The organism is Chrysosporum bergii ANA360D (genome assembly GCF_029891735.1).
Classification (GTDB): Bacteria; Cyanobacteriota; Cyanobacteriia; order Cyanobacteriales; family Nostocaceae; genus Umezakia; species Umezakia bergii.
This window is the reverse complement of sequence record NZ_JANQDH010000057.1, coordinates 1-25,289: the sequence shown is the minus strand read 5'-3', so window position 1 is coordinate 25,289 and position 25,289 is coordinate 1. Positions and strand designations below refer to the sequence as shown.

The 25,289-nt window shown below is 42.3% G+C and carries 28 protein-coding genes and 1 tRNA gene; 15 read left to right on the top strand and 14 right to left on the bottom strand.

Annotated features, from left to right (window positions below):
- On the bottom strand, positions 1 to 777 hold a 777-nt coding region (locus NWP17_RS09160; protein ID WP_280654600.1), incomplete at its 3' end, for a photosynthetic reaction center family protein.
- A 195-nt stretch (positions 778 to 972) separates the two neighbouring features.
- Here NWP17_RS09160 and cofG point away from each other — a divergent pair.
- The 6 genes from cofG (at position 973) to gshB (ending at position 6,652) form a co-directional block, all read left to right on the top strand.
- Complete coding sequence (gene cofG, locus NWP17_RS09155; protein ID WP_280654599.1) at positions 973 to 1,959, top strand: 7,8-didemethyl-8-hydroxy-5-deazariboflavin synthase subunit CofG; 987 nt, start codon at positions 973 to 975, stop codon at positions 1,957 to 1,959.
- Complete coding sequence (locus NWP17_RS09150; RefSeq protein ID WP_280654598.1) at positions 1,937 to 2,161, top strand: hypothetical protein; 225 nt, start codon at positions 1,937 to 1,939, stop codon at positions 2,159 to 2,161. Before cofG ends, NWP17_RS09150 begins: the two co-directional genes overlap by 23 nt.
- Before the next feature lie 120 nt (positions 2,162 to 2,281).
- Positions 2,282 to 4,060: a GTPase HflX gene (gene hflX, locus NWP17_RS09145; RefSeq protein ID WP_280654603.1), complete on the top strand. Its 1,779-nt coding sequence runs from the start codon at positions 2,282 to 2,284 to the stop codon at positions 4,058 to 4,060.
- 472 nt (positions 4,061 to 4,532) lie between these two features.
- A complete protein-coding gene (locus NWP17_RS09140; RefSeq protein WP_280654597.1) occupies positions 4,533 to 5,168 on the top strand; it encodes a PEP-CTERM sorting domain-containing protein in 636 nt (211 codons plus the stop codon).
- Positions 5,169 to 5,288: 120 nt separating this feature from the next.
- A complete protein-coding gene (grxC, locus tag NWP17_RS09135; RefSeq protein WP_280654596.1) occupies positions 5,289 to 5,561 on the top strand; it encodes a glutaredoxin 3 in 273 nt (90 codons plus the stop codon).
- Between the two features lie 122 nt (positions 5,562 to 5,683).
- Positions 5,684 to 6,652 carry a glutathione synthase gene (gshB, locus tag NWP17_RS09130; protein WP_280654595.1) on the top strand — a complete coding sequence of 323 codons (969 nt, stop codon included), beginning with the start codon at positions 5,684 to 5,686 and terminating at the stop codon, positions 6,650 to 6,652.
- A 71-nt stretch (positions 6,653 to 6,723) separates the two neighbouring features.
- Here the strand turns inward: gshB and ftsZ are convergent, their stop codons facing one another.
- From ftsZ to NWP17_RS09115, 3 genes are all read right to left on the bottom strand, one after another.
- Complete coding sequence (ftsZ, locus tag NWP17_RS09125; RefSeq protein WP_280654594.1) at positions 6,724 to 8,010, bottom strand: cell division protein FtsZ; 1,287 nt, start codon at positions 8,008 to 8,010, stop codon at positions 6,724 to 6,726.
- A gap of 331 nt (positions 8,011 to 8,341) precedes the next feature.
- Complete coding sequence (locus NWP17_RS09120; RefSeq protein WP_280654593.1) at positions 8,342 to 9,163, bottom strand: cell division protein FtsQ/DivIB; 822 nt, start codon at positions 9,161 to 9,163, stop codon at positions 8,342 to 8,344.
- A 333-nt stretch (positions 9,164 to 9,496) separates the two neighbouring features.
- Positions 9,497 to 9,865: a hypothetical protein gene (locus tag NWP17_RS09115; RefSeq protein WP_280654592.1), complete on the bottom strand. Its 369-nt coding sequence runs from the start codon at positions 9,863 to 9,865 to the stop codon at positions 9,497 to 9,499.
- A gap of 339 nt (positions 9,866 to 10,204) precedes the next feature.
- Here NWP17_RS09115 and psbO point away from each other — a divergent pair, with 339 nt between their 5' ends.
- The 6 genes from psbO (at position 10,205) to psaI (ending at position 16,459) form a co-directional block, all read left to right on the top strand.
- Complete coding sequence (psbO, locus tag NWP17_RS09110; protein WP_280654591.1) at positions 10,205 to 11,041, top strand: photosystem II manganese-stabilizing polypeptide; 837 nt, start codon at positions 10,205 to 10,207, stop codon at positions 11,039 to 11,041.
- A 633-nt stretch (positions 11,042 to 11,674) separates the two neighbouring features.
- A complete protein-coding gene (locus NWP17_RS09105) occupies positions 11,675 to 12,451 on the top strand; it encodes an RNA polymerase sigma factor SigF (protein ID WP_280654602.1) in 777 nt (258 codons plus the stop codon).
- A 126-nt stretch (positions 12,452 to 12,577) separates the two neighbouring features.
- Positions 12,578 to 13,411: a hypothetical protein gene (locus tag NWP17_RS09100; protein WP_280654590.1), complete on the top strand. Its 834-nt coding sequence runs from the start codon at positions 12,578 to 12,580 to the stop codon at positions 13,409 to 13,411.
- Between the two features lies 1 nt (position 13,412).
- A complete protein-coding gene (locus tag NWP17_RS09095) occupies positions 13,413 to 13,658 on the top strand; it encodes a hypothetical protein (RefSeq protein WP_280654589.1) in 246 nt (81 codons plus the stop codon).
- A 210-nt stretch (positions 13,659 to 13,868) separates the two neighbouring features.
- A complete protein-coding gene (locus tag NWP17_RS09090) occupies positions 13,869 to 16,265 on the top strand; it encodes a hypothetical protein (protein WP_280654588.1) in 2,397 nt (798 codons plus the stop codon).
- Positions 16,266 to 16,348: 83 nt separating this feature from the next.
- Positions 16,349 to 16,459 (top strand): photosystem I reaction center subunit VIII, encoded by a 111-nt coding sequence (gene psaI / locus NWP17_RS09085; protein WP_280654587.1) that lies wholly within the window; start codon positions 16,349 to 16,351, stop codon positions 16,457 to 16,459.
- A 164-nt stretch (positions 16,460 to 16,623) separates the two neighbouring features.
- On the opposite strand, the gene NWP17_RS09080 is transcribed toward psaI, so the two are convergent.
- The 6 genes from NWP17_RS09080 to NWP17_RS09055 form a co-directional block, all read right to left on the bottom strand.
- The gene (locus NWP17_RS09080; protein ID WP_280654586.1) at positions 16,624 to 16,746 is read right to left on the bottom strand and encodes a photosystem II reaction center protein J; all 123 of its coding nucleotides are present in this window, start codon (positions 16,744 to 16,746) and stop codon (positions 16,624 to 16,626) included.
- 72 nt (positions 16,747 to 16,818) lie between these two features.
- On the bottom strand, positions 16,819 to 16,938 hold the full coding sequence (gene psbL, locus NWP17_RS09075; RefSeq protein ID WP_280654585.1) for a photosystem II reaction center protein PsbL: 120 nt from the start codon (positions 16,936 to 16,938) through the stop codon (positions 16,819 to 16,821).
- A gap of 9 nt (positions 16,939 to 16,947) precedes the next feature.
- On the bottom strand, positions 16,948 to 17,085 hold the full coding sequence (psbF, locus tag NWP17_RS09070) for a cytochrome b559 subunit beta (RefSeq protein WP_200989900.1): 138 nt from the start codon (positions 17,083 to 17,085) through the stop codon (positions 16,948 to 16,950).
- A 9-nt stretch (positions 17,086 to 17,094) separates the two neighbouring features.
- Entirely contained in the window at positions 17,095 to 17,343 is a 249-nt protein-coding gene (psbE, locus tag NWP17_RS09065) for a cytochrome b559 subunit alpha (RefSeq protein WP_280654584.1), read from the bottom strand.
- Positions 17,344 to 17,461: 118 nt separating this feature from the next.
- Entirely contained in the window at positions 17,462 to 18,481 is a 1,020-nt protein-coding gene (locus NWP17_RS09060) for a photosynthesis system II assembly factor Ycf48 (RefSeq protein ID WP_280654601.1), read from the bottom strand.
- 90 nt (positions 18,482 to 18,571) lie between these two features.
- Positions 18,572 to 18,919 carry a rubredoxin gene (locus NWP17_RS09055; RefSeq protein ID WP_280654583.1) on the bottom strand — a complete coding sequence of 116 codons (348 nt, stop codon included), beginning with the start codon at positions 18,917 to 18,919 and terminating at the stop codon, positions 18,572 to 18,574.
- A 193-nt stretch (positions 18,920 to 19,112) separates the two neighbouring features.
- Here NWP17_RS09055 and ndhC point away from each other — a divergent pair, with 193 nt between their 5' ends.
- Genes ndhC through NWP17_RS09040 form a run of 3 tightly spaced genes read left to right on the top strand, consistent with a single transcriptional unit; the run spans position 19,113 to position 20,720 of the window.
- Positions 19,113 to 19,475, top strand: coding sequence for a photosynthetic/respiratory NAD(P)H-quinone oxidoreductase subunit C (gene ndhC, locus NWP17_RS09050; RefSeq protein ID WP_280654582.1), 363 nt, complete (start codon positions 19,113 to 19,115; stop codon positions 19,473 to 19,475).
- A complete protein-coding gene (gene ndhK, locus NWP17_RS09045) occupies positions 19,466 to 20,203 on the top strand; it encodes a photosynthetic/respiratory NAD(P)H-quinone oxidoreductase subunit K (RefSeq protein WP_280654581.1) in 738 nt (245 codons plus the stop codon). Before ndhC ends, ndhK begins: the two co-directional genes overlap by 10 nt.
- Positions 20,196 to 20,720 carry an NAD(P)H-quinone oxidoreductase subunit J gene (locus tag NWP17_RS09040; protein ID WP_280654580.1) on the top strand — a complete coding sequence of 175 codons (525 nt, stop codon included), beginning with the start codon at positions 20,196 to 20,198 and terminating at the stop codon, positions 20,718 to 20,720. Before ndhK ends, NWP17_RS09040 begins: the two co-directional genes overlap by 8 nt.
- 53 nt (positions 20,721 to 20,773) lie before the next feature.
- On the opposite strand, the gene NWP17_RS09035 is transcribed toward NWP17_RS09040, so the two are convergent.
- The 4 genes from NWP17_RS09035 to glyQ form a co-directional block, all read right to left on the bottom strand.
- Positions 20,774 to 21,358: a Uma2 family endonuclease gene (locus NWP17_RS09035; RefSeq protein ID WP_280654579.1), complete on the bottom strand. Its 585-nt coding sequence runs from the start codon at positions 21,356 to 21,358 to the stop codon at positions 20,774 to 20,776.
- Positions 21,359 to 21,489: 131 nt separating this feature from the next.
- A tRNA-Gly gene (locus NWP17_RS09030) sits at positions 21,490 to 21,560 on the bottom strand.
- Between the two features lie 195 nt (positions 21,561 to 21,755).
- Positions 21,756 to 24,098 (bottom strand): ComEC/Rec2 family competence protein, encoded by a 2,343-nt coding sequence (locus NWP17_RS09025; RefSeq protein ID WP_280654578.1) that lies wholly within the window; start codon positions 24,096 to 24,098, stop codon positions 21,756 to 21,758.
- A gap of 71 nt (positions 24,099 to 24,169) precedes the next feature.
- Complete coding sequence (gene glyQ / locus NWP17_RS09020; RefSeq protein WP_280654577.1) at positions 24,170 to 25,048, bottom strand: glycine--tRNA ligase subunit alpha; 879 nt, start codon at positions 25,046 to 25,048, stop codon at positions 24,170 to 24,172.
- Between the last annotated feature and the right edge of the window lie 241 nt (positions 25,049 to 25,289).

The window sequence follows — 25,289 nt, the reverse complement described above, 5'->3', positions numbered from 1 at the left end:
GATTAAACGACCGAAGTAGCCGTGTGCTGCTACGATGTTGTAGGTTTCTTCTTCTTGTCCGAACTTGTAACCGTAGTTTTGAGACTCGGTTTCTGTTGTTTCACGTACTAAGGAAGAAGTTACCAAGGAACCGTGCATTGCAGAGAACAAGGAACCACCAAATACACCAGCCACACCTAACATATGGAAGGGGTGCATCAGGATGTTGTGTTCTGCTTGGAACACTAACATGAAGTTGAATGTACCAGAGATACCCAAAGGCATACCGTCTGAGAAGGAACCTTGTCCGATGGGGTAGATCAAGAATACTGCGGTTGCTGCTGCTACAGGTGCAGAGAAAGCTACGCAGATCCAAGGACGCATTCCCAAGCGGTAGGACAATTCCCACTCACGACCGAGGTAGCAAGCTACACCGATGAGGAAGTGGAAAATTACCAATTGGTAAGGACCACCGTTGTACAACCACTCATCTAAGGAAGCAGCTTCCCAGATGGGGTAGAAGTGTAAACCGATAGCGTTGGAGGAAGGTACAACTGCACCAGAGATGATGTTGTTTCCGTAGATTAAGGAACCAGCAACGGGTTCACGGATACCGTCGATGTCAACGGGAGGTGCTGCGATGAAGGCGATGATAAAGCAGGTAGCAGCAGCTAGTAGGGTTGGGATCATTAGTACGCCGAACCAACCGATGTAAATACGGTTGTTGGTGCTGGTGATCCAATCGCAAAAGCGATCCCATACGTTAGCGCTTTGACGCTGTTGTAAGGTTGTGGTCATCTTTTTATGATTGCTTTGGTTTTAGGAATCAGGTAGGTCTTTTTACCTGTTGTAGATATACTAAATTATTTATTTCAGTTTGTAAAGGGTTTTCAGAAAAATTTTTATAATAATTTTGTCTAAACCGCCAAACCCTTATCCTGCAAGGGTTAATTGAAAAAACGCAAGAATCAACCTCCATATATATAGTGTCTTATGGCAATTTCTGATTCTGACACCGTTAGCTACAGCCCGGCTTATACTATTGTTCCAACTTACGAGTGCTTTAATCGCTGTACATATTGCAACTTCCGCACAGCACCAGGTGAAAGCCCTTGGATGACTTTATCAGCAGTTAACAAGATTTTGCAACAACTACAAAAGCAGAAAGTATGTGAAATCCTCATCCTGAGTGGTGAAGTACATCCCCGTTCACCCAAGCGTCAGGCATGGTTCCAAAGGATTTATGATCTGTGTGAGTTAGCTTTAGCCATGGGCTTTTTACCACACACTAATGCGGGAATACTGAGTTTAGCCGAAATGCGACAGCTAAAAAAGGTCAATGTTTCTATGGGTTTGATGCTGGAACAGTTAACCCCAAAATTGTTAAATACTGTTCATCGCCACGCACCGAGTAAGTTACCAGAAGTTAGGTTACAACAATTAATATGGGCGGGAGAGTTGCAAATTCCCTTCACCACTGGTTTACTTTTAGGAATTGGGGAAACTCAAGATGATTGTTGGGAAACATTAAACGCCATATCTGACTTACATAAGCGTTACCATCACATTCAAGAAGTGATATTGCAACCCCACAGCCCTGGACATCAGCAAAGCTTTAATGCACCAGCTTTTGACCCTGAGCAACTACCAGAAGTTATTGCCAAAGCCCGTCAAATTCTACCCCCGGATATTACAATCCAAATTCCCCCGAATTTAGTTAACGATGACCAATGGTTACTGGCTTGTATACAAGCTGGGGCTAGAGATTTGGGTGGAATTAGCCCCAGGGATGAGGTAAATCCTGATTATCCTCATATCCAAGAACAGACTTTAAAAGAAATCTTACAGCCGGGGGGGTGGAAGTTAGCGCCACGTTTGCCTATATATCCCCAGTTTGATCATTGGCTAACACATGATTTAAAAACGGCTGTGAAACATTGGCGAGATGAAGGACTTTATGGCGACTATCCAACCAGGTGAGTCTGGGGTAGCAAATGTTATATTTATGAGTGGTGGCGGTTGGAAAAAGCGCCCCATACTTATATTACTTGTATTGTGGTTAGATGGTGATGATGTTGTAGCAGCAGTGTTTACATCTGGTGAAACACGAACAGAAACTGATATACCGATACTTTTAGTAATTTTCAATAAAGGCGATCGCACATGGAAGTTTTACTGCTAGAGAAGATTTCTCAAACAAGATAGATTCCAACCCTCAAAAGATAGAGTTTGGAGACAAAACCCTGTTGTAAAATAGACATTAGTAAGGATTTGGGGGGCCATTCACTGGTCAGAAACGCCTATAGAAACTATTTTTGGAAATCTCCAAGGTCTAAAATCCAGTCAGCTAAAGCAACTACAGCGACTGTACCACCAGCGCATACCAGGCGATCGCATGACCACGCCGGAATTTTCCCAGCGTTTGGCAGCCATCAGCACAGAAATCAATCAGCCCGTGTGTACCTATCTCAACCGTCGCGGACAAGTGATTCGCGTGGGGGTGGGGACACCGCGTCAAACGCAAATCCCACCCCTGGAATTGCCCCGTTACGGTGCGGAACGTCTCAGCGGTATTCGTTGTATTGCCACCAGTCTTAAGGCAGAACCGCCGAATGAATCGGCATTGACAGCCATGGCTTTACAACGGTTAGATGTTTTAGTAGTACTAAATATCACTAGTACAGGATTTACCAGGCGTGGGGGCGGATCTACTGGGTACGTCAAAGAAACTTATTTAGCTCACTTAGCATTAAACACTAAACATCTAGTGTCAACTTCCCAACCAGGAATGAACGACAAGTTGTTAAGGGAATCTTCCTCTCAGGGAAATTCTCAGGCTCAACATTTAGCAATCCAGTCGAGCATATCACCGCCTATGAGCTTAGATATGCTGTCAGAGCAGGATTTTATGGATCTGGTGGAAAGTATAGAAGCAGAACTACAACGGGAATTTGTAGCCCAAGAAGTAACTACTGAGCATGATCGGGTGGTAATTGTGGGACTGATGACCGACACCACCCCTCCCCAAGAATTTCAAGACACCATCTTGGAATTAGCTAGGTTAGTAGACACAGCAGGCGGAGAGGTATTACAAACATTACAACAAAAGCGATCGCGTGTTCACCCTCAGACAGTAGTGGGTGAGGGTAAGGTGCAGGAAATCGCCCTAACCGCCCAAACCCTGGGAGCTAATCTCGTCGTTTTTGACCGGGATCTCTCACCAGCCCAGGTTCGTAACTTAGAAAGAAAAATTGGTGTCCGGGTAGTTGACCGCACAGAAGTAATTTTAGATATCTTTGCCCAACGCGCCCAATCCCGTGCAGGTAAATTGCAAGTAGAACTGGCACAGTTGGGATATATGATGCCGCGACTAAGTGGTAGAGGTTTGGATATGTCCCGATTAGGTGGGGGTATCGGTACTCGCGGACCTGGTGAAACTAAACTGGAAACAGAACGCCGGGCGATTCAAAAACGGATTTCCCGATTACAACAGGAAGTAAACCAATTACAGGCTCACCGTTCACGATTACGCCAAAGACGACAACATCGGGAAGTTCCCTCTGTGGCTTTGGTTGGCTATACCAACGCTGGTAAATCTACTTTGCTTAATGCCCTGACTAACGCTGAAGTTTACACTGCCGATCAGTTGTTTGCTACCCTTGACCCCACCACCCGGCGATTAGTAATTTCTCAAGGCGAAACCGGGGAAACTCAAGAAATCCTCCTCACAGACACCGTAGGTTTTATACACGAGCTACCAGCTTCCTTAATGGATGCTTTTCGCGCCACCTTAGAAGAAGTTACAGAAGCTGACGCTCTACTGCACTTAGTTGATTTATCTCATCCTGCTTGGTTGAGCCATATTCGCTCAGTTAGGGAAATTTTAGGACAAATGCCCGTCACTCCTGGCCCAGCAGTGTTGGTTTTTAACAAAATTGACCAGGCAGACAGTGCAACCCTGGCTTTAGCCAGAGAAGAGTTTCCCCTGGCTGTGTTTATTTCAGCTAGTCAGCGGTTGGGATTAGAAACCCTGCGCCAACGTCTCAGCAAACTCATTGAATATGCTGTTGATACGCCATAATCTTACCGTTGGCGTTTGACATACTCACCGACCCAGAAGGTCGGTGATTCTTGGCGGTTCACCGCAAGTCAGCTGTTTTCAAAGTCCGTTTAAACGGAATTTATTTTATGGCCATTTAACAAAATATACTTAGGCAAAAACATGAGATTAAAAAAAATTAAATAACTTCTCAGTAGAATTATTTAAGTATCGTATTAGTGCTTTGTTTTTTAGTCACCATTACATAATATGACCCTATAAATATAAGTTCCTCAAGAAAAATCTCAAGTTTTTCTCAGGATAAACACGTAAAACTGACATTTTATTAAAAATCAAACACAGTTATTCAAAACTAATTAAAGATATCAAGAAATTTTGTGATCTATTTAGCCCTGTCTAATTTTTTATAAGATAATGTAGACAGTTGGTTAAGTATCAAGAAGTACCATAAACCATTGAATTAACTTGTGAAATTCCAAAAAAGGTCAAAATGATGTCAAAAGTTGTTTCCAAATTGTTGCTTGGGTTATCAATTACATCTGCAATTGGCATTAATGCTTTTAGCTTTAGTCCCTCGGCTTTAGCTGCCAGTTGTGATGTTTCTAACATTAGCCTTGGTGGTTTTAAAGCTAATGATTGTCAAGGATATTTTAGCGGCAATGACAAGGGAGAAAACAGTTCTCTCCTGACTGATCTAAATAACGGCTTATTTAGCATTGGTGCCAATGTTACCTGGGATCTAATCGGGAATTCAGACGACAAGTCCCTTGATATTACAACATCTCAGGGTTCCACTGGTACATGGACTCTGAGTCAGGCAATAGTAGATAGCGGTCTGAGTACGTTTGCAATTAGTCTGAAGTCAGGTAAAAATCATAGTGTATACCTTTTTCAAGACATTGATTTCTCGGTTACAGGTTTAGAAGGAATATTCAATACCATTGGCGTTGCCACCAACAAAAAGGGAAAAGCTCAAGATATCTCCCACGCTTCTTTATTTAAGGCTAGTTACGCAACCGCTCCAGAAATGCCCAAAGTACAATCTGTACCTGAACCTGCTACAGCTGCTGCCCTTGGGTTGTTTGCTTTAGCTGGATTGAGAGGATTGAAAAAAAAATCTCTAGTCTAATGTCGGACTTATGCAGGTGGAAACCTTGGTCAATAGTGACGCTGGAATCCCCTGGCTTTAGACGTGGGGAGTGTCAAAAAGTTTTAAAATTAAGAAACTTTAAATTTGATTGAGGACGTTATGGCTGCTAAAGTTGAAATTTATACTTGGAGGACTTGCCCGTTTTGTATACGTGCTAAAAGCCTCTTGAGTAGCAAGGGTATTGATTTTATTGAATATTGCATTGATGGAGATGAAACTGCACGGGCAAAAATGGCTCAAAGAGCTAACAAGAGACGCTCAGTGCCCCAAATTTTTATTAATGATTACCATGTTGGTGGTTGTGATGATATCTACGCTTTGGAAAGCAACGGCAAGCTGGATGAGTTACTAGCTGCTGGCAATGGTGCATAGATTGACACCAAAGCTACTGTTGTCCAGCTAAGTCTAGACTTCAGCGGCTTTGGGTAGGTTTAACAAAGCAAATCATCTAGATTGAGTAATCTAAAAAATTTCTGGCGATTGAGGCAAACAAGGTGAAACTGGCTTTTATTACTGATCCCATCCATCAGCTTGACCCATGTCATGATACTAGTGTAGCTTTGATGGAAGCGGCACAAATCTTAGGACATGAAATTTGGGTAACTGAGGCAAGTATGTTGAGCGTTATAGATAGCAAAGCTTGGGGGATGTTACGGCAAATAGAATTAATTCCAGTGCTGTTAGTGGAGAAAGGCTGGATAGCGGCGAATCCTTGGTATAGATTGAGTGATCCCTGCTTTACATCCTTAGAAGCGATGGACGCTGTGTTCATGCGGACAGATCCACCAATTAATGATTCTTACCTCTACGCCACTTACGTTCTAGACTACATCGATCCACAAAAAACATTGGTGGTTAACCGTCCCAGTGGTATCCGTGGCGCAAATGAAAAAATGTATGCCCTGCAATTTACTAATGCCATTCCAGAAACTATTGTCAGTGCAGACAAGCAGTTAATCTGGGAATTTGTGGAGGCTAAGGGGGCAGCAATTATCAAACCCTTGGGTAACAAAGCTGGAGAAGGGATTTTATTCTTACAACCAAGCGATCGCAATTTTAATTCCATTGTTGAACTCAGTACAATGCGTGGTCGCCTGCCAGTAATGGTACAAACTTATCTACCGGCGGCGAAAGAAGGAGACAAGCGAATTATCCTCCTCAATGGAGAACCAATTGGTGCCCTCAATCGGCTTGCTAGTGGGATCGACTTTCGTAATAACATGGCTGCTGGTGGTACTGTTGCTCAAACAAAAATTACCCCTAGAGAGCATGAAATCTGTGCCGAAATAGGGGCAACTTTACGTCAAGATGGTTTAGTTTTTGTGGGGATTGATGTTATTGGCGGTTATCTGACTGAAGTTAACGTTACTAGTCCTACGGGAATTCGGGAAATTGACCGACTAGAAGTTACTCGCCTGGGTGAGCAAGTAATTTCATGGATTTCCCACACTCTAAAAAACTAAAATAATTTGCCTGATTTGAGTTGATTTACACAATATGCGATCGCATCTTTCAGGCTGGTTTGATCACTCCATTAATTCCTTGGTGTACGCCGATTGCGGAGAAAATCAGGAATATCCAATCCTGTTTTTTCTTTAGGTTCCACCACAGGCTTAGAGGGATTAACTGTGGGTTGCTGTGGGGTTGAGCGTTTGGGAGTGGACACCATCCTGGGAGTCGTAGCCACATTCTGGGTTTGTGCAGCTTGTACTTCACCAGTAAATCCAGTAGCAATTACAGTAATTCTCACCTCACCTTGTAGCCTGTCATCAATCACCGCTCCAAAAATAATATTGGCATTGGGATCAACTACTTCATATATTGCTTCTGCGGCAGCATTCACTTCATGTAAAGTTAGATCACTACCACCTGTGATATTAAAGACGACTCCTCTAGCTCCTTCAATAGAACATTCTAATAAGGGGGAAGAAATAGCCGCGATCGCTGCTTCTCTTGCTCTTGACTTCCCAGAACTCACACCTATGCCCATCAGTGCTGATCCCGCATCTGCCATTACAGCTCTGACATCGGCAAAGTCAACGTTTACTAATCCGGGAATGGTAATAATGTCAGAAATACCTTGTACGCCTTGACGCAACACATCATCTGCGTAGCGAAAAGCTTCCTGTACAGGGGTTTGCTCTGGTATTACCTCAAGTAATTTATTATTGGGAATAATAATCAGCGTATCTACCCGGCTTTTTAGGGCTTCAATGCCTTGCTCTGCTTGACTAGTGCGGCGGCGACCTTCAAAAACAAATGGACGGGTGACAACACCAACCGTCAGCGCTCCCATTTCTTTTGCTACTTCAGCCACTATGGGGGCTGCACCGGTGCCAGTACCGCCTCCCATCCCAGCGGTGATAAACACGAGGTCAGCACCTTCTAAAGCCGTAGCAATTTCGTCTCGTGATTCCTCAGCCGCCTTTTGACCAATGGCAGGATTACCACCAGCGCCTAAACCTCGTGTTAGTTTCTGTCCGATTTGCAATCGACTAGGCGCACCTGCCAAAGTCAAGGCTTGAGCGTCTGTGTTGATTGACCAAAATTCCACTCCTGAGACATCAGACTCAATCATGCGGTTAACCGCATTCCCACCACCACCACCAACACCAATTACTTTGATGTTAGCAACTCGACCCGGAACTATCTCACCAATACGGCTATTTTCAGTAGACATCTTTTTACTATCATGGTTAGGTCCCAAGTTCAACCCAGAGCTATTAAAGGGGTTGGTTGAGTTAACTGGTAAAGGAAACCCTTGCTGTCCCATAGATTGGGGGTTTTTATAGGTAAGCCCTTGGTTGTTATCAAGTGTCATTGCATTCATAAAGGTAGATAAAGGACTTTTTCAGGTGTTATTCACCTAACAGTCAACTATGGTTTGACACTGCCAAAATCTATGGCACTGTTCTTTATTGTGATCGCGACTCCCAACCTTAACAACATTGTTAGTGGGAAAGTTGGTTATGGTATCAGATCCATTGGCAGAAAACCCCATAACGGCTAATTCCAAAGAAGTATACCTACATTTACTGTATGTTGATTTGTATAACTTCAATAAAATATTAATATTTTTACTACTATGTTGTCGATTTAGCACATAATTTTCTCCACTATTTCTCTTTTTAGCTGGAATTGAGCCAACTTTTCTAAAGTTTTTGGGACTTAAGCCTTTGGTCTGTTTGATTCAGATGTACTAAAGGAGATGCCGGATTTTTTAAATCAATGTACTTAATTTGACTAAAATCTACCTTTGCTGATAGATATCGCATTTGGGCGAGTACCTTGATTTGTTGGTTTAACTGTGGACTTAGAGTACCTAGATGTACACTTCCCAGTTCTGTTTTCAAAATTATATTGGTCGTATCCTGCCAATCTACCTCCATTATTTTCACGTAACTTTGACTTAATGATGGGTACAGTTGACTCCAATATGAGCGATATTGTTCTGGTGAACCAACAACTTTGAGACTGGGTTGTTTGAATTTGGGGTTGAGTAAGGTGTATTTTTCTAAGGGTATCAAAACTCCAGTGGCATCTAATAGCTGGACAGGGGATTGTTTTTTCCCGTTCTCAAATACTGCCACAGGTACTCTTTCCTGTACCTCTATGTTTAATCCAGGAGGAAAAAGGCGACGACTGACTCTTGCTTGTGCTATGGTTGGTTGTTGCTGTAAAGAATTGGCGATGGCGTTGGGTTCAATCCGCCATATAGACTGAGGATAAGATATCACCAGCAATGATCTGATAGTTGTTGGCGATAGTAACTCATTACTCGATTTCATCACAATTTGCTTCGGATCATTTAGCACCCATATTGGTTGTAGTGCCACCCATAGCAAACCACCAGTTAAACCACCAATGGCAAGACTGCGCCAAATAGCCTGAATGATTTTTATCTGTTGTCGCCGACGTATTTTTTTACGTCGATCCTCTAGATTCTTTTGCGAAACTGATACTATGCCAGCCATTTAAACCTCTGGTTGATTATTGCTTCCTCTCAGAACTTTGATATTGATTAATTAATCAATTAGTATAATATATCAACCTTTTTTTCATGATTTTTCCCGCCGATGCACCCACTAAGCTAGTATTTAAGTACTAAAAAGCTGGGAATTTTTTTTATTAAAGTTGGTAATTTTTAGTTTAAACCGAATTTAACCTTTATTGGTACGTGGTAGCTATGATTAAATGGTAAAATTTAGACAAAAATTACAGACTAAGACGAGTGTGAGAACAGGGAGTTGGTAATGACCGGGTGGGACGTTGTTAATGGAATAAGCCCCAAAGGCTAAATTTGAGGTTTATGAGTTAAGAAAAGAGCGATCGCTTTGTAATAGGTCGTCAGTGTGTTCCTGAACACCATATTTTTCCATTGCTGCTGGTGGCAAAGTCGCTAAAAAGGTTTGCAATCTCATGCGCTCAATATAAGGCCAGCCTCCTTGGGATTCAATGTCTTTGAGTAGAGAGTAAAGTTTTTGGCGATTATCAGGCAAGCTCTCTTGAAAAGCACTATCCCGGATATCTCGATGTAACTGTTCTAAATGCCGCAACAAAGCCAAAAGAGCGATGGGGTTTCCTTGATAAAGGTTGGCCATATCGTACACTGCTGTGGCGATCGCTTGCAGTTGTTCGGACAAATTCACTGATTCCGAGCTTTTCTGGTTACTCATGCAACTATTTTCCCATAAATGAGGCTTACTCAAATTTACAGGAGATTCTGGGTTTTTATTCGTGAGTAAGAATTTTCCAAGGCATAAATCAATAGATAATCACCTTTGGCAGAGCTTCTGAGGGACTCAAATACAACGAAGGATTTTGGGATCAGATCAAATAGCTTTGATCTTGAGTTAAAAAAAATCGTATGATCTGGCTAATTTGCTGATAAAGCAATGGACATCTGTATCCAGTGGCAACACATAACACAATACAGAACCATTAAAGCAACAAGAAAAATGCCGTAGGCATTAGTTTTACAACTTAGATATTAATTTTTGAAATTGAGGTTGACCATGAGGTATCGCGCTTTAATTATTGCATTCTTGGCTGTATGCCTAGGGCTATTAACCGCTTGCAGTGATGCTCCCACCACTTCCAACAGCAGGGACGTACTCACCTACGAACAAATTCGCGGCACAGGCTTGGCCAACAAATGCCCCCAATTGTCAGAAATCAGCCGTGGTTCCATTCCCATTGACTCTAGCCAGTCTTATACCATCAAAGAACTTTGTTTAGAACCAACTAGTTTCTTCGTCAAAGAGGAACCCGCTAATAAACGGCAAGTGGCAGAATTTGTACCCGGTAAATTGTTGACCAGATACACTTCTACCATTGACCAAGTACAAGGAGACTTGAAAGTTAATCCAGATAACAGCTTAACCTTTGTAGAAGCTGATGGTCTCGACTTCCAGGCCATAACTGTAAAACTTCCTGGTGGTGAATCAGTACCTTTTCTTTTCACCGTTAAAAACCTAGTAGCTACAACACAAGCTGGTTTGACCAATATCAACACCTCTACAGACTTTGAAGGTAGTTTTAAGGTTCCTTCCTATCGTGGTGCTTCCTTCTTAGATCCTAAAGGACGTGGTATCGTCAGTGGCTATGACAATGCGGTGGCGCTTCCCGCTCAAGCCGATAGTGAAGAACTGACCCGCGCTAATGTTAAGCGTGTTGAAACTCTTGATGGCAAAATTTCTTTACAAGTAGCTAAAGTAGATAGCACAACTGGTGAAGTTGCTGGTACTTTCGAGAGCGAACAGCCATCTGACACTGATTTAGGTGCTGGTGAACCCAAAGAAGTTAAAATACGAGGTGTGTTTTATGCCCGCGTTCAACCAAACCGCGCTTAAATTTTCCAGCAAGATGTGTTAAGTAATCATTAACTTCTAACCCATAGTTTACCCATTTGTTTCTTTTTATATTGAAGCAAATGGGTTTTTTATCAAAGATTAAGTTGAGATAAGTTGAAAAGTCTATGGCTTATATACGTGTTTTTTCTGAAAATAAGTTTAGTAGAATAGCAAAATTGATCGCATGATGTATAGTCTATGTAGTAATTAAATAGAGTATTTACTGAATAAGTATAACTCATGGCTCAAATTAATGAACTTGCAGAGTATGAAGACAGTATTTTTACTGGAATACATATCTTATCTACTTAGTTAGGTTATGTAAATAAGCTCCATTACAAATAAACTAAATAATAAAATTAAGTACAATTTCGGTTTATAAATGCAGTAAAAAATTTATATCTTATGTTTTTGTAGATACACAAACTACAGAAAATAACAAATTCAAATGCAAACAAAAATACCAATTGCGCTTATCTGAACTTTTGCTCAATTGTCAGGTTAAAAAATGTGTGATTTACGCCGTGTTTGTTTTACAGGAAGGATCACATAGTGAATCTGTGGCAAGACTTGGCAATTGCAGATTTTCTTAAGCTGGTATTAACAGTTTATTTGATAAATAAATCCGGTGCTATGCCTACTACAACCAGCGAAGAATTGAAGCATGAAATTTGCCAGTTATTACGAGAGTATGAGCAATCTCGCTCAGAAACTATTCGCAATGAACTGGTGAAATTGAATTTTGGGCTTGTGAGAAAAGAAGCACATTATTGGATGAATCAGTGTCGTGAAAATTATGATGATTTGCTCCAAGTTGGTTCTTTGGGTTTAATTCGGGCTATTGAAAAATTTCAACTCTCCAAGGGAAACGCCTTCAGTTCTTTTGCTATTCCCTATATTCGTGGTGAAATTCAACACTATCTGCGAGATAAAGGTGTTACAGTGCGAATTCCTCGGCGTTATTTAGCATTACAAGAGCAGTCCGTACGAGTAACTCGTTGCTTTCAGGAAAAACATAACCGCCAGCCCACCGATACGGAATTAGCCGCGGCACTGGCAATTTCCGTGGAGCAATGGCAAGAAATCAAGTTAGCGTGGGTAAACCGCGCTCCTCTAAGTCTGGATGTTCCAGTATTGGACGGTGAAGAAGGAACAACTTGTTTAGGTGAATTAGTTCCTGATCCCCGTTATCGCAGCTTTCAACTAGCCCAAGAAGATCGAATTCGCCTGCAACAAGCGCTATTTCAGTTAGAGAAATGTACTCGTGAAGTTTTAGAGGGTGTGTTTTTGCAGGACTTAACTCAAAAACAAGTAGCAGAACTTCTGGGAATTAGTGTTGTGACAGTTTCCCGCAGAGTCAAAAAAGGGCTGGGGTTGTTAAAAAACCTCATGGGAGTAACAGAAGATTAACTATATGGGAATTTTCCATCATTAAAACAAAAGTTTACAACCCAAAATTAGGTTATAAATAAAACATACTTTGCCTTAAATACTAAACAGGCATTGTTAATTTTCGTCAATTTGAGAGAGGAGCTAATGGACAGTAATTTCCCAATTGTATGTGTAGCTATTGTAATAGTGGCAATGACTGGATGTACCTCGGAAAGTACACCAGACGCTACTGCTCCTACGCCCACTGAAACGCCAGCAGTGCAGTCACCACCCAAGGCTCAATCCTTTAATAATCCTGTAGTGTCTAACAAACAAACTTCAGTTAATGCTTTTGGAAATCCCAACTTAGTTCAATCAACTAATCCAACAAAGCGCGAGCAGATAGTATTAAAAGGACGAAATGACCCATTTGCCCAAATAATTGATCTGAAGACTTCTGCAGTACCTAGAACTATAACCCCCAAAACAGTTACCGCAATGCCTCCTTTACCCACTTTTAAAGTACCCATTACCACTATTAACAGCCCCAAAACAGTTCCCGCAATGCCTCCTTTACCCACTTGTAAAGTACCCATTACCACTATTAACACCCCCAAAAAATCTAAGCCTCCTGCTCCTCCCGCTCCTCTAACCCCTGTTTTACCAAAAGTCATGCCCCCAGTGGTTCCTGTTCCTAGTTTAGAATCGGTGCTACCACCTCCACCAGAACCTGATTTGGCTAGGGGAGTGATAGTCACTGGTGTAGTGCTAGTTGGTCAACAACCCCAGGCAATTATTAAAGTACCCTCGGAGGTCACAAGCCGCTATGTACAGGCCGGACAAAGACTAAGTGATGATCTGTTAGTTAAACGTATTGAAATGAATGAAGGTTCCAATCCCATCGTTATTCTGGAACAATATGGTATAGAAGTTGCCAGAATGGTAGGCGAAGAGCCTGTCAATTCGGCAGCATCAGATCCAAATGTTGAAGCTTCATAAAATGGAAAGTCAAGAAAAAATCGAATTCGCTGGTTTATCTTTGGCGGTTTATCGAGAAATAGCCGCCCATTTGCGTCAAGTGGAAGGAATAGCAGTTAGCTTAATCCCCCAATCATCTTGTGATTTTGATTACAATCAAAGTCAAATTAGTGGTATTGAGATTTCCATTACGCCGAATTTAGCTACCGAAAGTCAGGAGCGGGTAAAGGAGATTTTGGCTTACTATCGCCACCGTTACAATCAATAGATTTATGGTACAGAGCCGGCATGGTACGACCGTCGCCCAGAGAGGAGGGGATAGGTCGAATCAAGGGATCAGCCTGTGGTTTAAATAAATAAAAACGGATGTAAAGCCTTCCTGCAAATACAAAGCTCTAACCGATTTTTTTTGGTAAACTTGCAGGCAAGATCACAAAAAACCTGATTCTGTTGATCCTCGCTACGGGCATGACTCATAATGGAACAGTGGCAATTTCTAATACAGAAACAAGGCGATCGCTCTTGGCATAACCTAGAATCGCCAAACTTAGAAATTTCGGAAGGTCGGTACAGAGTTTTGGCTCGTTCTCACCTACCTAACACCGATGTGGAAATACGAGTAATATATTACTCAACCCAAGAAACTCCCCCTAAGCGAAGAATTCAAAAGCGTTGCGGGGAAACTAATGGAGAAGGTTTATTGGCGGTAATTCCTTTTACCTACCTCAAACCAGGGGTTTGGGAACTGCAATGCTGTGGGGATTTGATATCTCATTTGGTTTGTCAATCATGGGAATACGGTATCCGTTTACAGGTCACACCAGAGAAATCTGCTAGGGTATGGGAAAAATGGCATACTGGGGAGCATATAGGAGCAAATTTAGGAGCAAATTTAGGAGCAAATTCACCCCACGGCCTAGATCCTGTTTTTGATGGTAATGTAAAACCAATTACTGCACTGGAAACTCAGCCTAATCTCAACATAACCAGTGATACAGCAACAAACAGCACAGTTGCTTATCAGCCTGTTAGCATGGCTGCGCCTAAAAGTGAAACGGCTAAAGAGATTTTAGAAAATTTAATGGATTTAGCTGTACCTAACTCCTCAACTTTTTTGGATGATAGCAAAGTCGAAGATGATGTAGTTATAACACCACGGCTGCCGCTATCGTTGATCCTGGATAAGGAAACCCACATTGCTCGTTGGGGAGAAAAGACTGTTATTCATGGGCAAGTGAAGCTACAAGAACAGACAAGTGCAGAAAATTTGTATGCTTTAGAACTGGTAATTGAACTGCGATCGCCTTTAAGGTCAGAAATTTTAACGCAAGTTAGCCGTCCTTTACCAAACGCCTCTCTGCCTATGACAATCAAGGCTACAGTTGATATTCCCGTTGATTGTGAATCCAAGCTTATTTTGGCAGATATCAATTTGTATGGCGCATTCAGTCAATTGGATGAAGTGGCACTTTTAGCCAGTAACTCTTTTACAATTACAGCAGATGTGACGGAATTGCTAGCAGTCACAGCTTCACCTAGATTAACTCAACAAGATTTATTAGACCAACCCACAGCACCACCAACACCACCACAACCACCTCTTAACATTGACTTAGAACTGTTCAACCTAGCTAAAACTGCACCAAGAAATTCTGCTCAGTTAATTCAAACTTCCCCATTGAACCGCAAACAACCAACAGCAGCACCGATACAAGGGTCTAAGACCAATAAATCAGCTAATTCTCGTTTACCCAAACTGCCAAAGCTACCCGCCAAAGAAAATACCGACATTACAGAATCTTCCAGAAATGAACCGTCCTTAGAACAGAACAAGACTAAAGCAACCATTAATTTAGAGCAACTGGTGATTAAAAATCATCCTGTGCGAATGTTCAAAAATACTTTTCCTCACTTGAAACCTCTAACAGTTGTACCTGAGAACACAGCAGATCCCTTGTCACTCCAAAATGCTGAAGATTCCCCGCGCCAAGATACAACTGTATCAGAGTATGAACATACACCGGAATTACTGGTTAGTGATGCACAGTCCCTGAATAACTCAGTGGCAGAATTATCTGTGACACCAAATGTGGAATCAAATGTAGAGGCTCATCTCCAGTCATCCCCCCTGATTAAAAAGTGGATGCAAAGACAAGGATATTCCCTACCTGAATCTATGATTGAGGTTGTAGATACCCAAGAAATTGCTGATGTTGAAACCTTGCTAGAAACTGACAATGATACATCAACGGCTAATGCTACCACCATCACGGAAGTCGAGCAGATAGAAACTGATAGATCAGCAGAAATTGGTTTACCTTGTCTAGACTCACAGTCACCCCTCACTGATGAATTAATTACATCCTCACCTTGGTGGACGCAGGAATTTGTTGTAGAAGATATATACCCTCAATCAACCGAAGATTTAATAGACAGTGATTCTTCTCAACCGCAACAACCAACCTCAGATGTATCGAATATTTTACCTGTGCAACAGGAGATTGTTGAGCCTCTGCCAATTCCCCAACTACATCTGCCTGGTGGTGAACTCATCGCTGGTACTTATGTGACCGTCAGGGTAGAATTGCCTGCGGTATCCCCCCAAGTAGTGATCAAGTTATGGATGGAAGATTGTCAAACTCGCTGGTTGCTAGACAGCCCCCATGTACTGACCAACCTGCGCCCCAACCCCCTGGGAAATGTGGAAGTCATGACTCAGTTAAATATTCCCTTCGGTTGCTTGGAGGTTCGCTTAGAGGCCATCGCCTTTAATCAACTTACTGAACAAGAAAGTCGTAAAGTTTCGGTGGTGCGGACTGTGATTCCTCCAGACTTGCCCAATCTACAGCTAGATGAATTGTTGGGCTTATGTTAAAAATTTTGAGAATTTAAAAAATCAGGTGAAATTTGCAGTAAGCTCATTGTCGAGGATTCTTTAAATTACTAGGAAAGTTAACTATGGCTGCCTCATTTTTGCCCTCTATCTTGGTTCCTCTGACTGGTCTAGTTTTTCCAGCAGTTGCCATGGCGTTTTTGATGTTGTACATTGAACGCGATGATCTCGGCTAATTAGTTGATTAAATTTGCCCACGTCTTCTTGGTGTGAGTTTTTGATCTCAAACCATAAGCCGCTTGTTTCTAAGAAACAAGCTAGAAACAAGCGGCTTTTTAATGTGAATTTTTAAACAATTGCCAAAAGATTGTGACTAAATTGTCTTCGGTTCCAGTGATTTTTATATTGAAGAACCGACTCCAGCGTAGGCTCCATAAAAGAAAATGCCTAACACTGTAATTACACCTAAACCCGCGATTGTAGCTACAACCCACAGGGGAATTCTTCCACTTTGAGCAGACACAGTTTTTTCTCCTATTTTAATAACAAATCAACACTGATTCAATAAACGAAAATTGACAAAAACTATTCTCTCTTAGTTAAAGAAGTAACTGGAGAACAGAATCCCTAAAACAAAAACTAGAAGTAGTCCCAGGAATAGAGAAGTCCGGTTGAGTTCAACTGGTTGATTATTTGGGTTTGGTGTTCTTTCCATAGTTTTCTCCTAGCGTTGAATAAACTGCATTGCGGCGATCGCCCCTAAAAAGAAAACAGAGGGTACACCTAAAGTGTGAACAGCCAGCCATCTAACTGTAAAAATGGGGTAGGAAACTGGTTGATTGATGTTATTTCCGCTAGTCATAATCTCAAACTACTTGTCGATAAATTGTTCTACTTGTTGTTTAGCGCCAAAACGATCATTCACAATTGGCAATTCCTGCCGTGTTTGTGTGTAGTACTCGTTAGGGCGGGGTGTGCCGAACGCGTCATAGGCCAGTCCAGTGCTGACAAATAGCCATCCGGCAATAAACAATGCTGGAATAGTGATACTGTGAATCACCCAGTAACGAACGCTGGTAATGATGTCCCCAAATGGACGTTCTCCAGTGGTACCTGACATTTAAATTCCTACCTTCACAACGATTGTTATTGTCTATTATCCTACAAAGTTTAGAAAGAGTTACAACTTGCAATAAGCTTCTCAGAAATCTTGGGGCATATCGTAGCTAATCAAGCCACTAAGCAGCCTCTGACGAGGAGTTTTGGGCAATGTTTGGTTGATATTTTAGCAAAACACCGCGATCGCCCATAACAAATCCCTGATCTGGATTGAAGAAAACGATTTTGTACAAATTAGCCGCTACTGCTTCCACATCCCGGTCTTTCTCCCAAGTTTTACCCCCGTCTGCACTTCGCAGCAAGTTACCGCTACCGCCTCCTATCCAAAGTTCATCAGCAGTACGATAAGCCAAATCTAGTAAACCCCAGCTGGTAGATAACTCAGGATTTTTTGCTTCTTGCCAATTTTCAAGATTATCAGGCTCACTAAACTGCACCTGACCCCCTCGTGCTAATAGCCACAATTGCCCATTCTCACCAAAACCCATATTTTCTAAGCGTCGAGAATTATTACGGTTATGGGGTGTCCAGGCACTTTGTCCCGGTTCCCAAGTAGAGTAAAAACTACCCTTAGCAGAAACAGCAACATATTTACCGTCCCGGGAGCGTTCCATATTCCGCACCACACCAACTGCGCCCTCAACTTGGCCTTTCCAGTTTTTACCCCCGTCTACAGTTTTATATATGGCTCCTAGGTCTGTGGCCATTTCCGCCGTATTTTCTCCCAGTGCATAAATAGCAATGGGATTACCAGGTAGTTTAGCGCTCAGAGTAATGCGCGACCAAGAAGTACCTTCATCAGTGGTATGCAACAGTAAAGAGGGTTCACCCAAAATCCAACCTTCTTGACCGAAAAAACTCACCGAGTCAAAGCGGGCTTTAGGATCATCCACCGACAATGACAGTGGTTCCCAAGTATCACCACCATCACGGGTTTCCAAAATCGTCGCATTACCACCCACCACAAAACCATGCTTAGGGTCACCAGTAAAGGCAATATCTAACAGCTTAGAATTGGTAGGGACGGAAATGACCGCCCAGGGGTTATAGCTAGTAGAGGGTACTTGGCTACAACCTATACACAAGAAAACCACCATCAACAAGGCAAATAACCTTTGCCAATTTTTCATAATACCCATTGAAAGCATCAGTATTTTGTACTTTTTTCTAAATTTTTCACCTTAATGGCAATGGCAGCCTTCTCAACTTGCTAAAAAAGATAACGGGTCTTATTGTAAGCCGTAGAGACTGATAAAAAACAAGAAACCTAGACCCAGCGCCCCAAAAATCAGGATATTTTTTTGCCCTGGTGTCAGCCCGTTAACACCCAACCCATAACCGAGATTTTGTTGAAAACCCGATGCTGTACCAGCAGGTCCAATATTGACGAAAGCGGCCTTTTTAGCAGTACATACCGGACAACGCCAAGTTATGGACAGTTCAGCAAAGGGGGTTCCTGGGTCAACATCATGGCTGTCGTCTCCCTTTTCTGGTTCATAAACATAACCACAGGCACGGCATTCATAACGGTCTAACGCCGGATTTTCCACTTGAGCTTCCTTAGCTTGTTCGCTCATGGCTAAAACCTCACAGAGGACAAATCTTAAATATACGTTAAAAATTATGACATAACTATGAAACTTTTCCATCATCTGCCCAAACGATAAATACCGGAAATCAGTCTGTTTCCCAGAGTTCAGAAAAAGTAAAAAGATATAATGTAAAAGAAAGTAACAGCCTTACTTACACCATTAGCGGTAGATATTCATTGTGTTTGTCCTCACCGGTTACGAATACCTTCTAGGCTTCTTGATCATTTGTAGCCTAGTGCCTGCCCTTGCACTTTCAGCTTCCAAGCTTCTGCGACCCAGTGGTAACAGCCTGGAACGGCGCACTACATACGAATCTGGGATGGAACCCATTGGAGGGGCTTGGATTCAGTTCAATATTCGCTACTACATGTTTGCTCTGGTTTTTGTTGTCTTTGACGTAGAAACCGTATTTTTGTATCCTTGGGCGGTTGCCTTTCACCGTCTTGGGCTTCTGGCATTCATTGAAGCTTTAATTTTTATTGCAATTCTTGTAGTTGCCCTAGTCTACGCATGGCGTAAAGGAGCCTTGGAATGGTCTTGAATTCAAATTTAACAACCCAAGAGAAAGAAAAAATCATCAACCCTATTGAACGTCCCACTATTACTCAGGATTTGTCAGAAAACGTCATCCTGACTACAGTTGATGATCTTTATAATTGGGCTAGGCTATCGAGCCTCTGGCCTTTGTTGTTTGGTACAGCTTGCTGCTTCATTGAGTTTGCCGCTTTAATCGGCTCTCGGTTCGATTTTGACCGTTTCGGTCTCATTCCCCGTTCTAGCCCCCGGCAAGCAGATTTAATTATTACAGCAGGGACAATTACGATGAAGATGGCACCCCAATTAGTACGTCTTTATGAACAAATGCCCGAACCCAAGTATGTAATCGCTATGGGTGCTTGTACAATTACTGGTGGAATGTTCAGCATCGATTCTCCCACTGCTGTGCGTGGAGTTGATAAACTCATTCCTGTAGATGTTTACTTGCCCGGTTGTCCCCCTCGTCCAGAGGCGATTATTGACGCAATTATTAAATTGCGCAAGAAAATAGCCAATGATTCTATGCAGGAACGGGGTCAAATTAAGCAAACCCACCGCTTCTACAGCACAACTCACAACCTCAAACCCACTGAGCAAATTTTAACTGGTAAATATTTGCAGTCAGAAACTCGCTATACACCACCCCAGGAATTGACAGAAGCAATAGGTCTGCCAGTTCCACCAGCACTACTGACAGCAAAGACACAAGAAAAGGAGCAAAACCGTGGCTGAAGAAGACTCTCAAGTAGTAGCAGCAGAAGACTCTCTGGTTAAAGCTGGTCCGATTTCCCAGTGGTTGACGGAAAATGGTTTTGATCATGAGTCTCTCGAACCTGATAAGATAGGGGTAGAAATTATTAAGGTGGAGGCAGATTTTTTACTGCCTATTTCTACAGCCCTTTATGCTTACGGGTTTAATTATCTTCAGTTTCAATCTGGTATTCACCTAGGTCCTGGGGAAGACTTGGTGAGTGTGTATCACCTTATTAAGGTGAGTGATAATGCTGATAAACCTGAAGAAATCCGTATCAAGGTGTTTTTACCTCGTGAAAATCCCAGGGTTCCCTCAGTCTACTGGATTTGGAAAACCGCAGACTGGCAAGAGCGCGAAACCTATGATATGTTCGGCATTATCTATGAAGGGCATCCCAACTTGAAACGGATTTTAATGCCGGAAGATTGGATGGGCTGGCCTTTGCGTAAGGACTACATCTCTCCTGATTTCTACGAGTTGCAAGATGCTTATTAACTAGTCTTGTGTTTCAGCAGTAGTAATAATTTTGCTATTTTGCTCAACTCACCCTAACCCCTTTCCGGTAGCGGAGAGGGGTAGCCAAGCCTCAGCCAACTAAAAACTTGCTCAACTGTTAGGGATGAATCTATACTACTGAGCATGGGTACTAGGTCTGCATCGGTGAGCATTTCCACTCGTTGACCAGGGAGGATAATTAAAATACTCTCTTCCTCTGGAAAAATTAACCAGCCTAATTCTGTACCATTTTGGCAACAGTGCAGCAGCTTGCGGAGAACTTTGGCCTGGCTTTCCTGTGGAGAAAGGATTTCTATAGCCCAGTCGGGGTAAGTTTCAAAGCGGTTGGCAATTCTGCCAGATACTTCACGGGGAATGCGTTCCCAACGAAATACAGCAATGTCAGGAACTATGACAGCGCCCCCAAAAACACAACGCAATTCAGGAAAGGCTAGGGCTGTTTTTTGAGTTTCCCCCACTTGATTGATAGTAGCAACCAGTTTACCTTGAAGCCGACTATGTTCTCCTTGGGGCATGGGTTTTTGTCTAATTTCTCCCTTGATATATTCGGAGGCGGGTTTGGTTTCGGGGAGTTCCAGAAATTCCTCTAAGGGAATGGATTTAATGAGGGTAGTCATTGTTTTTCTTAGCAAAATTCTTGTATTGCTACACTTGTGCTGAGTTGAGCGATCGCTAGTCTCAATTGCTCTTTTCTATGTATAATAGGTTGGTCAATTCACGGTAAAAAAGCCTTAAAAGGCTTTCCAGAAGCGGGCGGCGGGAATCGAACCCGCATTAATAGCTTGGAAGGCTATAGTTTTACCACTAAACTACGCCCGCATGGGGTATATGGACTTAAGTTAAGTTGTTTGACAACCACTAAATACTATATATATGTTTTTAGCTTGGTTGTCAACACTATGACTAACTATAGCACAAAATAATTGGATTGCACCAGATCATTGTAAAAATATTTAAACATTTTAATCAAGCTGTTTTGGTATGATTCCCCCATGACAAATGGCGGTCAAACCATCAAAAAACAACGGATTTGTTTTCATCTGGTTGAATGAATGCCTCAAAAAGACCATTGGGTGTCCATTGAATAGCTCCATTCTCTTTGGTAAAAAATAGTTGTGTCTGGTTTTTACTCAGTTGCGATAAGGTTGTTGAGTCTAGGTCGGTATAAGAGGCCATCGCCACCTGTGGTTGGAACATCTTCACTAGATTGGCCAAAGACTGAGGGCTACACCATAGCACTTGGGGGCGTTGCAACTTTCCGTCTTTGACTAGCTGTTCCACTTCTGGAGCTTTGACATTACCGAGTAGTAGCCAATTCTGCCCTTGGACTTGTAATTGTAAAACAGGCAACTGGTCACTAACGAATTGGGCTACCACTGACCCAGTATTGACTATTTGACCCGGTGCTAAGGCTTGGTAAATTGCTTGTTGTTGTTGTAGTTCCTGTAGCATAGCTTGAGTAACAATGCTAGTTTTCAGATTAGGTGAATATTCATAAAAGTTTTTAATCGGTAAACCTTGCAGCACTTCTAACCAAGCAGTGCTATTTTGATATTTAAAGTTAGTGGCGATCGCCCAATCTATTTGACTGACCCCCTGGTGCTGTAGAAACGGTAGAATCGTAAAGCGTCCAGTGCCTTGTTCTCCACTATTAATCAGTGTAACTGTTCCTCGTTCTTGAATCACTACAATCGGTTCTGTTCCTGCTGCTAACACTGTGATTTTAAATAATGTATTTCCAGAATACCAAAATGGAATTACCACCAAAGCAATGGCCATTAAACCAGCAAACCACCAGCGCTTTCGCCACCAATGCCATAACCACACTAAAATCAGCAGTGCGTATATGGCCACTAACTGCCCAGTAGATATGCTACCGAGACGGATGGAATTACCCGGAAATTTACTAAACAATTCTACTAATTTAATTAGTCCATGGGTAGGGTAGTATAATACCCCAGCTAAGGCACTACCACCAGCAGGCCAAACTAATGCTGCTATGGCGCTGAGAATTCCACCTATACTAATTGCAGCCACCAAAGGCGTACTGATAATATTCAGTAACAAAGCATAAGCAGGCACAACCCCAAACATAAAAAGTTGTAGGGGTAAAGTCCAAATTGTAGCAGCCAAAGGAACCGCAATTAAAGAGGCGATCGCCACAGGTAACCAATTTAAACCTTTGACAAGTGTTGGCACAGTGACAATTAACCCTAATGTTGCTAAAAAACTCAATTGAAAGCCTAAATCCCAAATCCACAACGGGTTGATCAGTAATAATATAGTTGCAGCTAATAACAGGGAGCCAAATTGTTTCACGCTTCTTTTTAATAACAAACCAACTAAAGCCGCAAAACCCATGATTACGGCGCGCAGTACCGAAGGTTGGAACCCTGTTAAACTCAGGAAAATAATTAACCCCAAACAGCCGCAGGTAAACTGTGTTTTCCCAGAGCTAGCCCTAGTCAACTGGAGAATTAAACCCAACACCAAAGAAGTATGAAATCCTGAAGCTGCCAAAGTATGAGCTAATCCACCCTTAACAAAGAAATCACGCATATCATAGGGTAAATCCACCGCCTTACTACCCAAAACCATAGCACTAACCAAGGGACCGGCTGGAACACCTAACCAACGGACATGCGATCGCACAATTCGTTGTCTAATTTGCCACCATCCCCACCTACGTTGCTCATTTTGATCCAAAATATTAACTTGTCTTCCAGCCAACCCGGCGAAGATTCCTTGTTGGTTGAGAAACCTTTTAAAATCCAAACCACCGGGATGAGATGCAGTTCTCGGCTGATATAAAACTCCGGTAACAGCAACTTGCTGACCAGGAAATAACCCAGTAACTTGAAGTATTGGCACTGTGACATATAATTTCCCTGTCACACCTTTACTCACCCCCACAGGACTCGTTTGATTCTTCACCTCATCAAGCTGAGTAGCTGCTAATAAAAATTGTCCTTTTTGGCTGCGAGTCAAACGGGGACTACTCAGCACTTCGCCCCGAACAATCACTATTTCTTGTGGACTAACATTATTTTCTGGTGCAACAAATTTACTGATATCTTGTTCATCCGGTTGTGGTACTCGCCACTGAAAATAAACAGTTGCCAACAGCCCCACCAAACCCGCAACTAGCCATATTCTAGACCGGGGCATATTTTGCCAAACATTAGTACTGCCAGTATTTTTGCGTTTCTGAACCAATTGCCTTAATCCGCCCTGGTTGAACAGAACCGCTCCCACAACACCCAAACCTAAAATCCACAACCCCCCCCAAGGTACTGCGGTAAACAATAATCCTAAAATAAAGCCTAGACAGATAAATACACCACTTGTCTGAACCATAAGTCGAGTAAATGTAAGCTAAATTTCATCATGTAGCGGGCATATTGCCCGCTAATCAGCGATTTTTAGACTCAAACTGCTGTTTTCTTCAGCAAGGGAAAACCTAATTTTTCTCTTTGCTCAACATATAAATGAGCAACCTTGCGAGCCAAATGACGAATCCTGGCAATGTAACGAGTCCTTTCCGTCACCGAAATAACACCCCTAGCATCCAGCAAATTAAAAGTGTGAGAACACTTCATCACATAATCAAGGCTGGGTACAACCAAACCCCGGTCGGTCAACTGACTGGCCTCCTGCTCATATAAATTAAACAATGTCAGCAGTAACTCAGGATTCGAGGCTTCAAAGTTGTAAGTACATTGCTCAATCTCACTTTGCAAGAAAACATCACCATAAGTAATATTATCTGTCCAGTCAATCTTAGTAATTGCTTCCACTTGCTGGAGGTACATTACCAAACGCTCTAAACCGTAAGTAATTTCAATAGATACCGGACGGCAATCAATTCCCCCACACTGTTGGAAGTAGGTAAATTGAGTAATTTCCATCCCATCTAACCAAACCTCCCAACCAGTACCCCAAGCGCCAACCGTCGCATCTTCCCAGTTATCTTCCACAAAGCGAATATCATGGTCTTCAGGATGAACACCCAAAACCCTCAAAGAATCAAGATAAATTTCTTGAATATTATCTGGTGACGGCTTAATCAGGACTTGGTACTGATAATAGTATTGAAAGCGATTAGGATTTTCGCCATAGCGTCCATCAGTAGGACGACGACAGGGTTCAACATAGGCAACAGCCCAGGGTTCCGGACCCAATGCTCTTAAAAATGTATGGGGGTTTTTCGTACCCGCGCCCTTCTCAATATCGTAGGGCTGGGCAATTAAACAGCCCTTCTTCTCCCAAAACTGATGCAATAAACTAATCACCGACTGAAAATTCACACTCTACCCTCCCTGAATCAGCAAAGTTCATACACCATTGTGGACTACAACCTAGCACTGTGGGGAGTTTCAGGGTCACGAAAAAAAAGTTTCAAAAAATTTTGAAAAAAGTGTTGACAAAAAAATGTAGGTTCGTTATATTGGATAAGTACCTGAGAGACGAGCGCGAGAGAGCGCAGTCCGAGGGTAAACCGAACCTTGAAAATATTATAGTTTGAAAGCGATAATACAGCGAAACTCC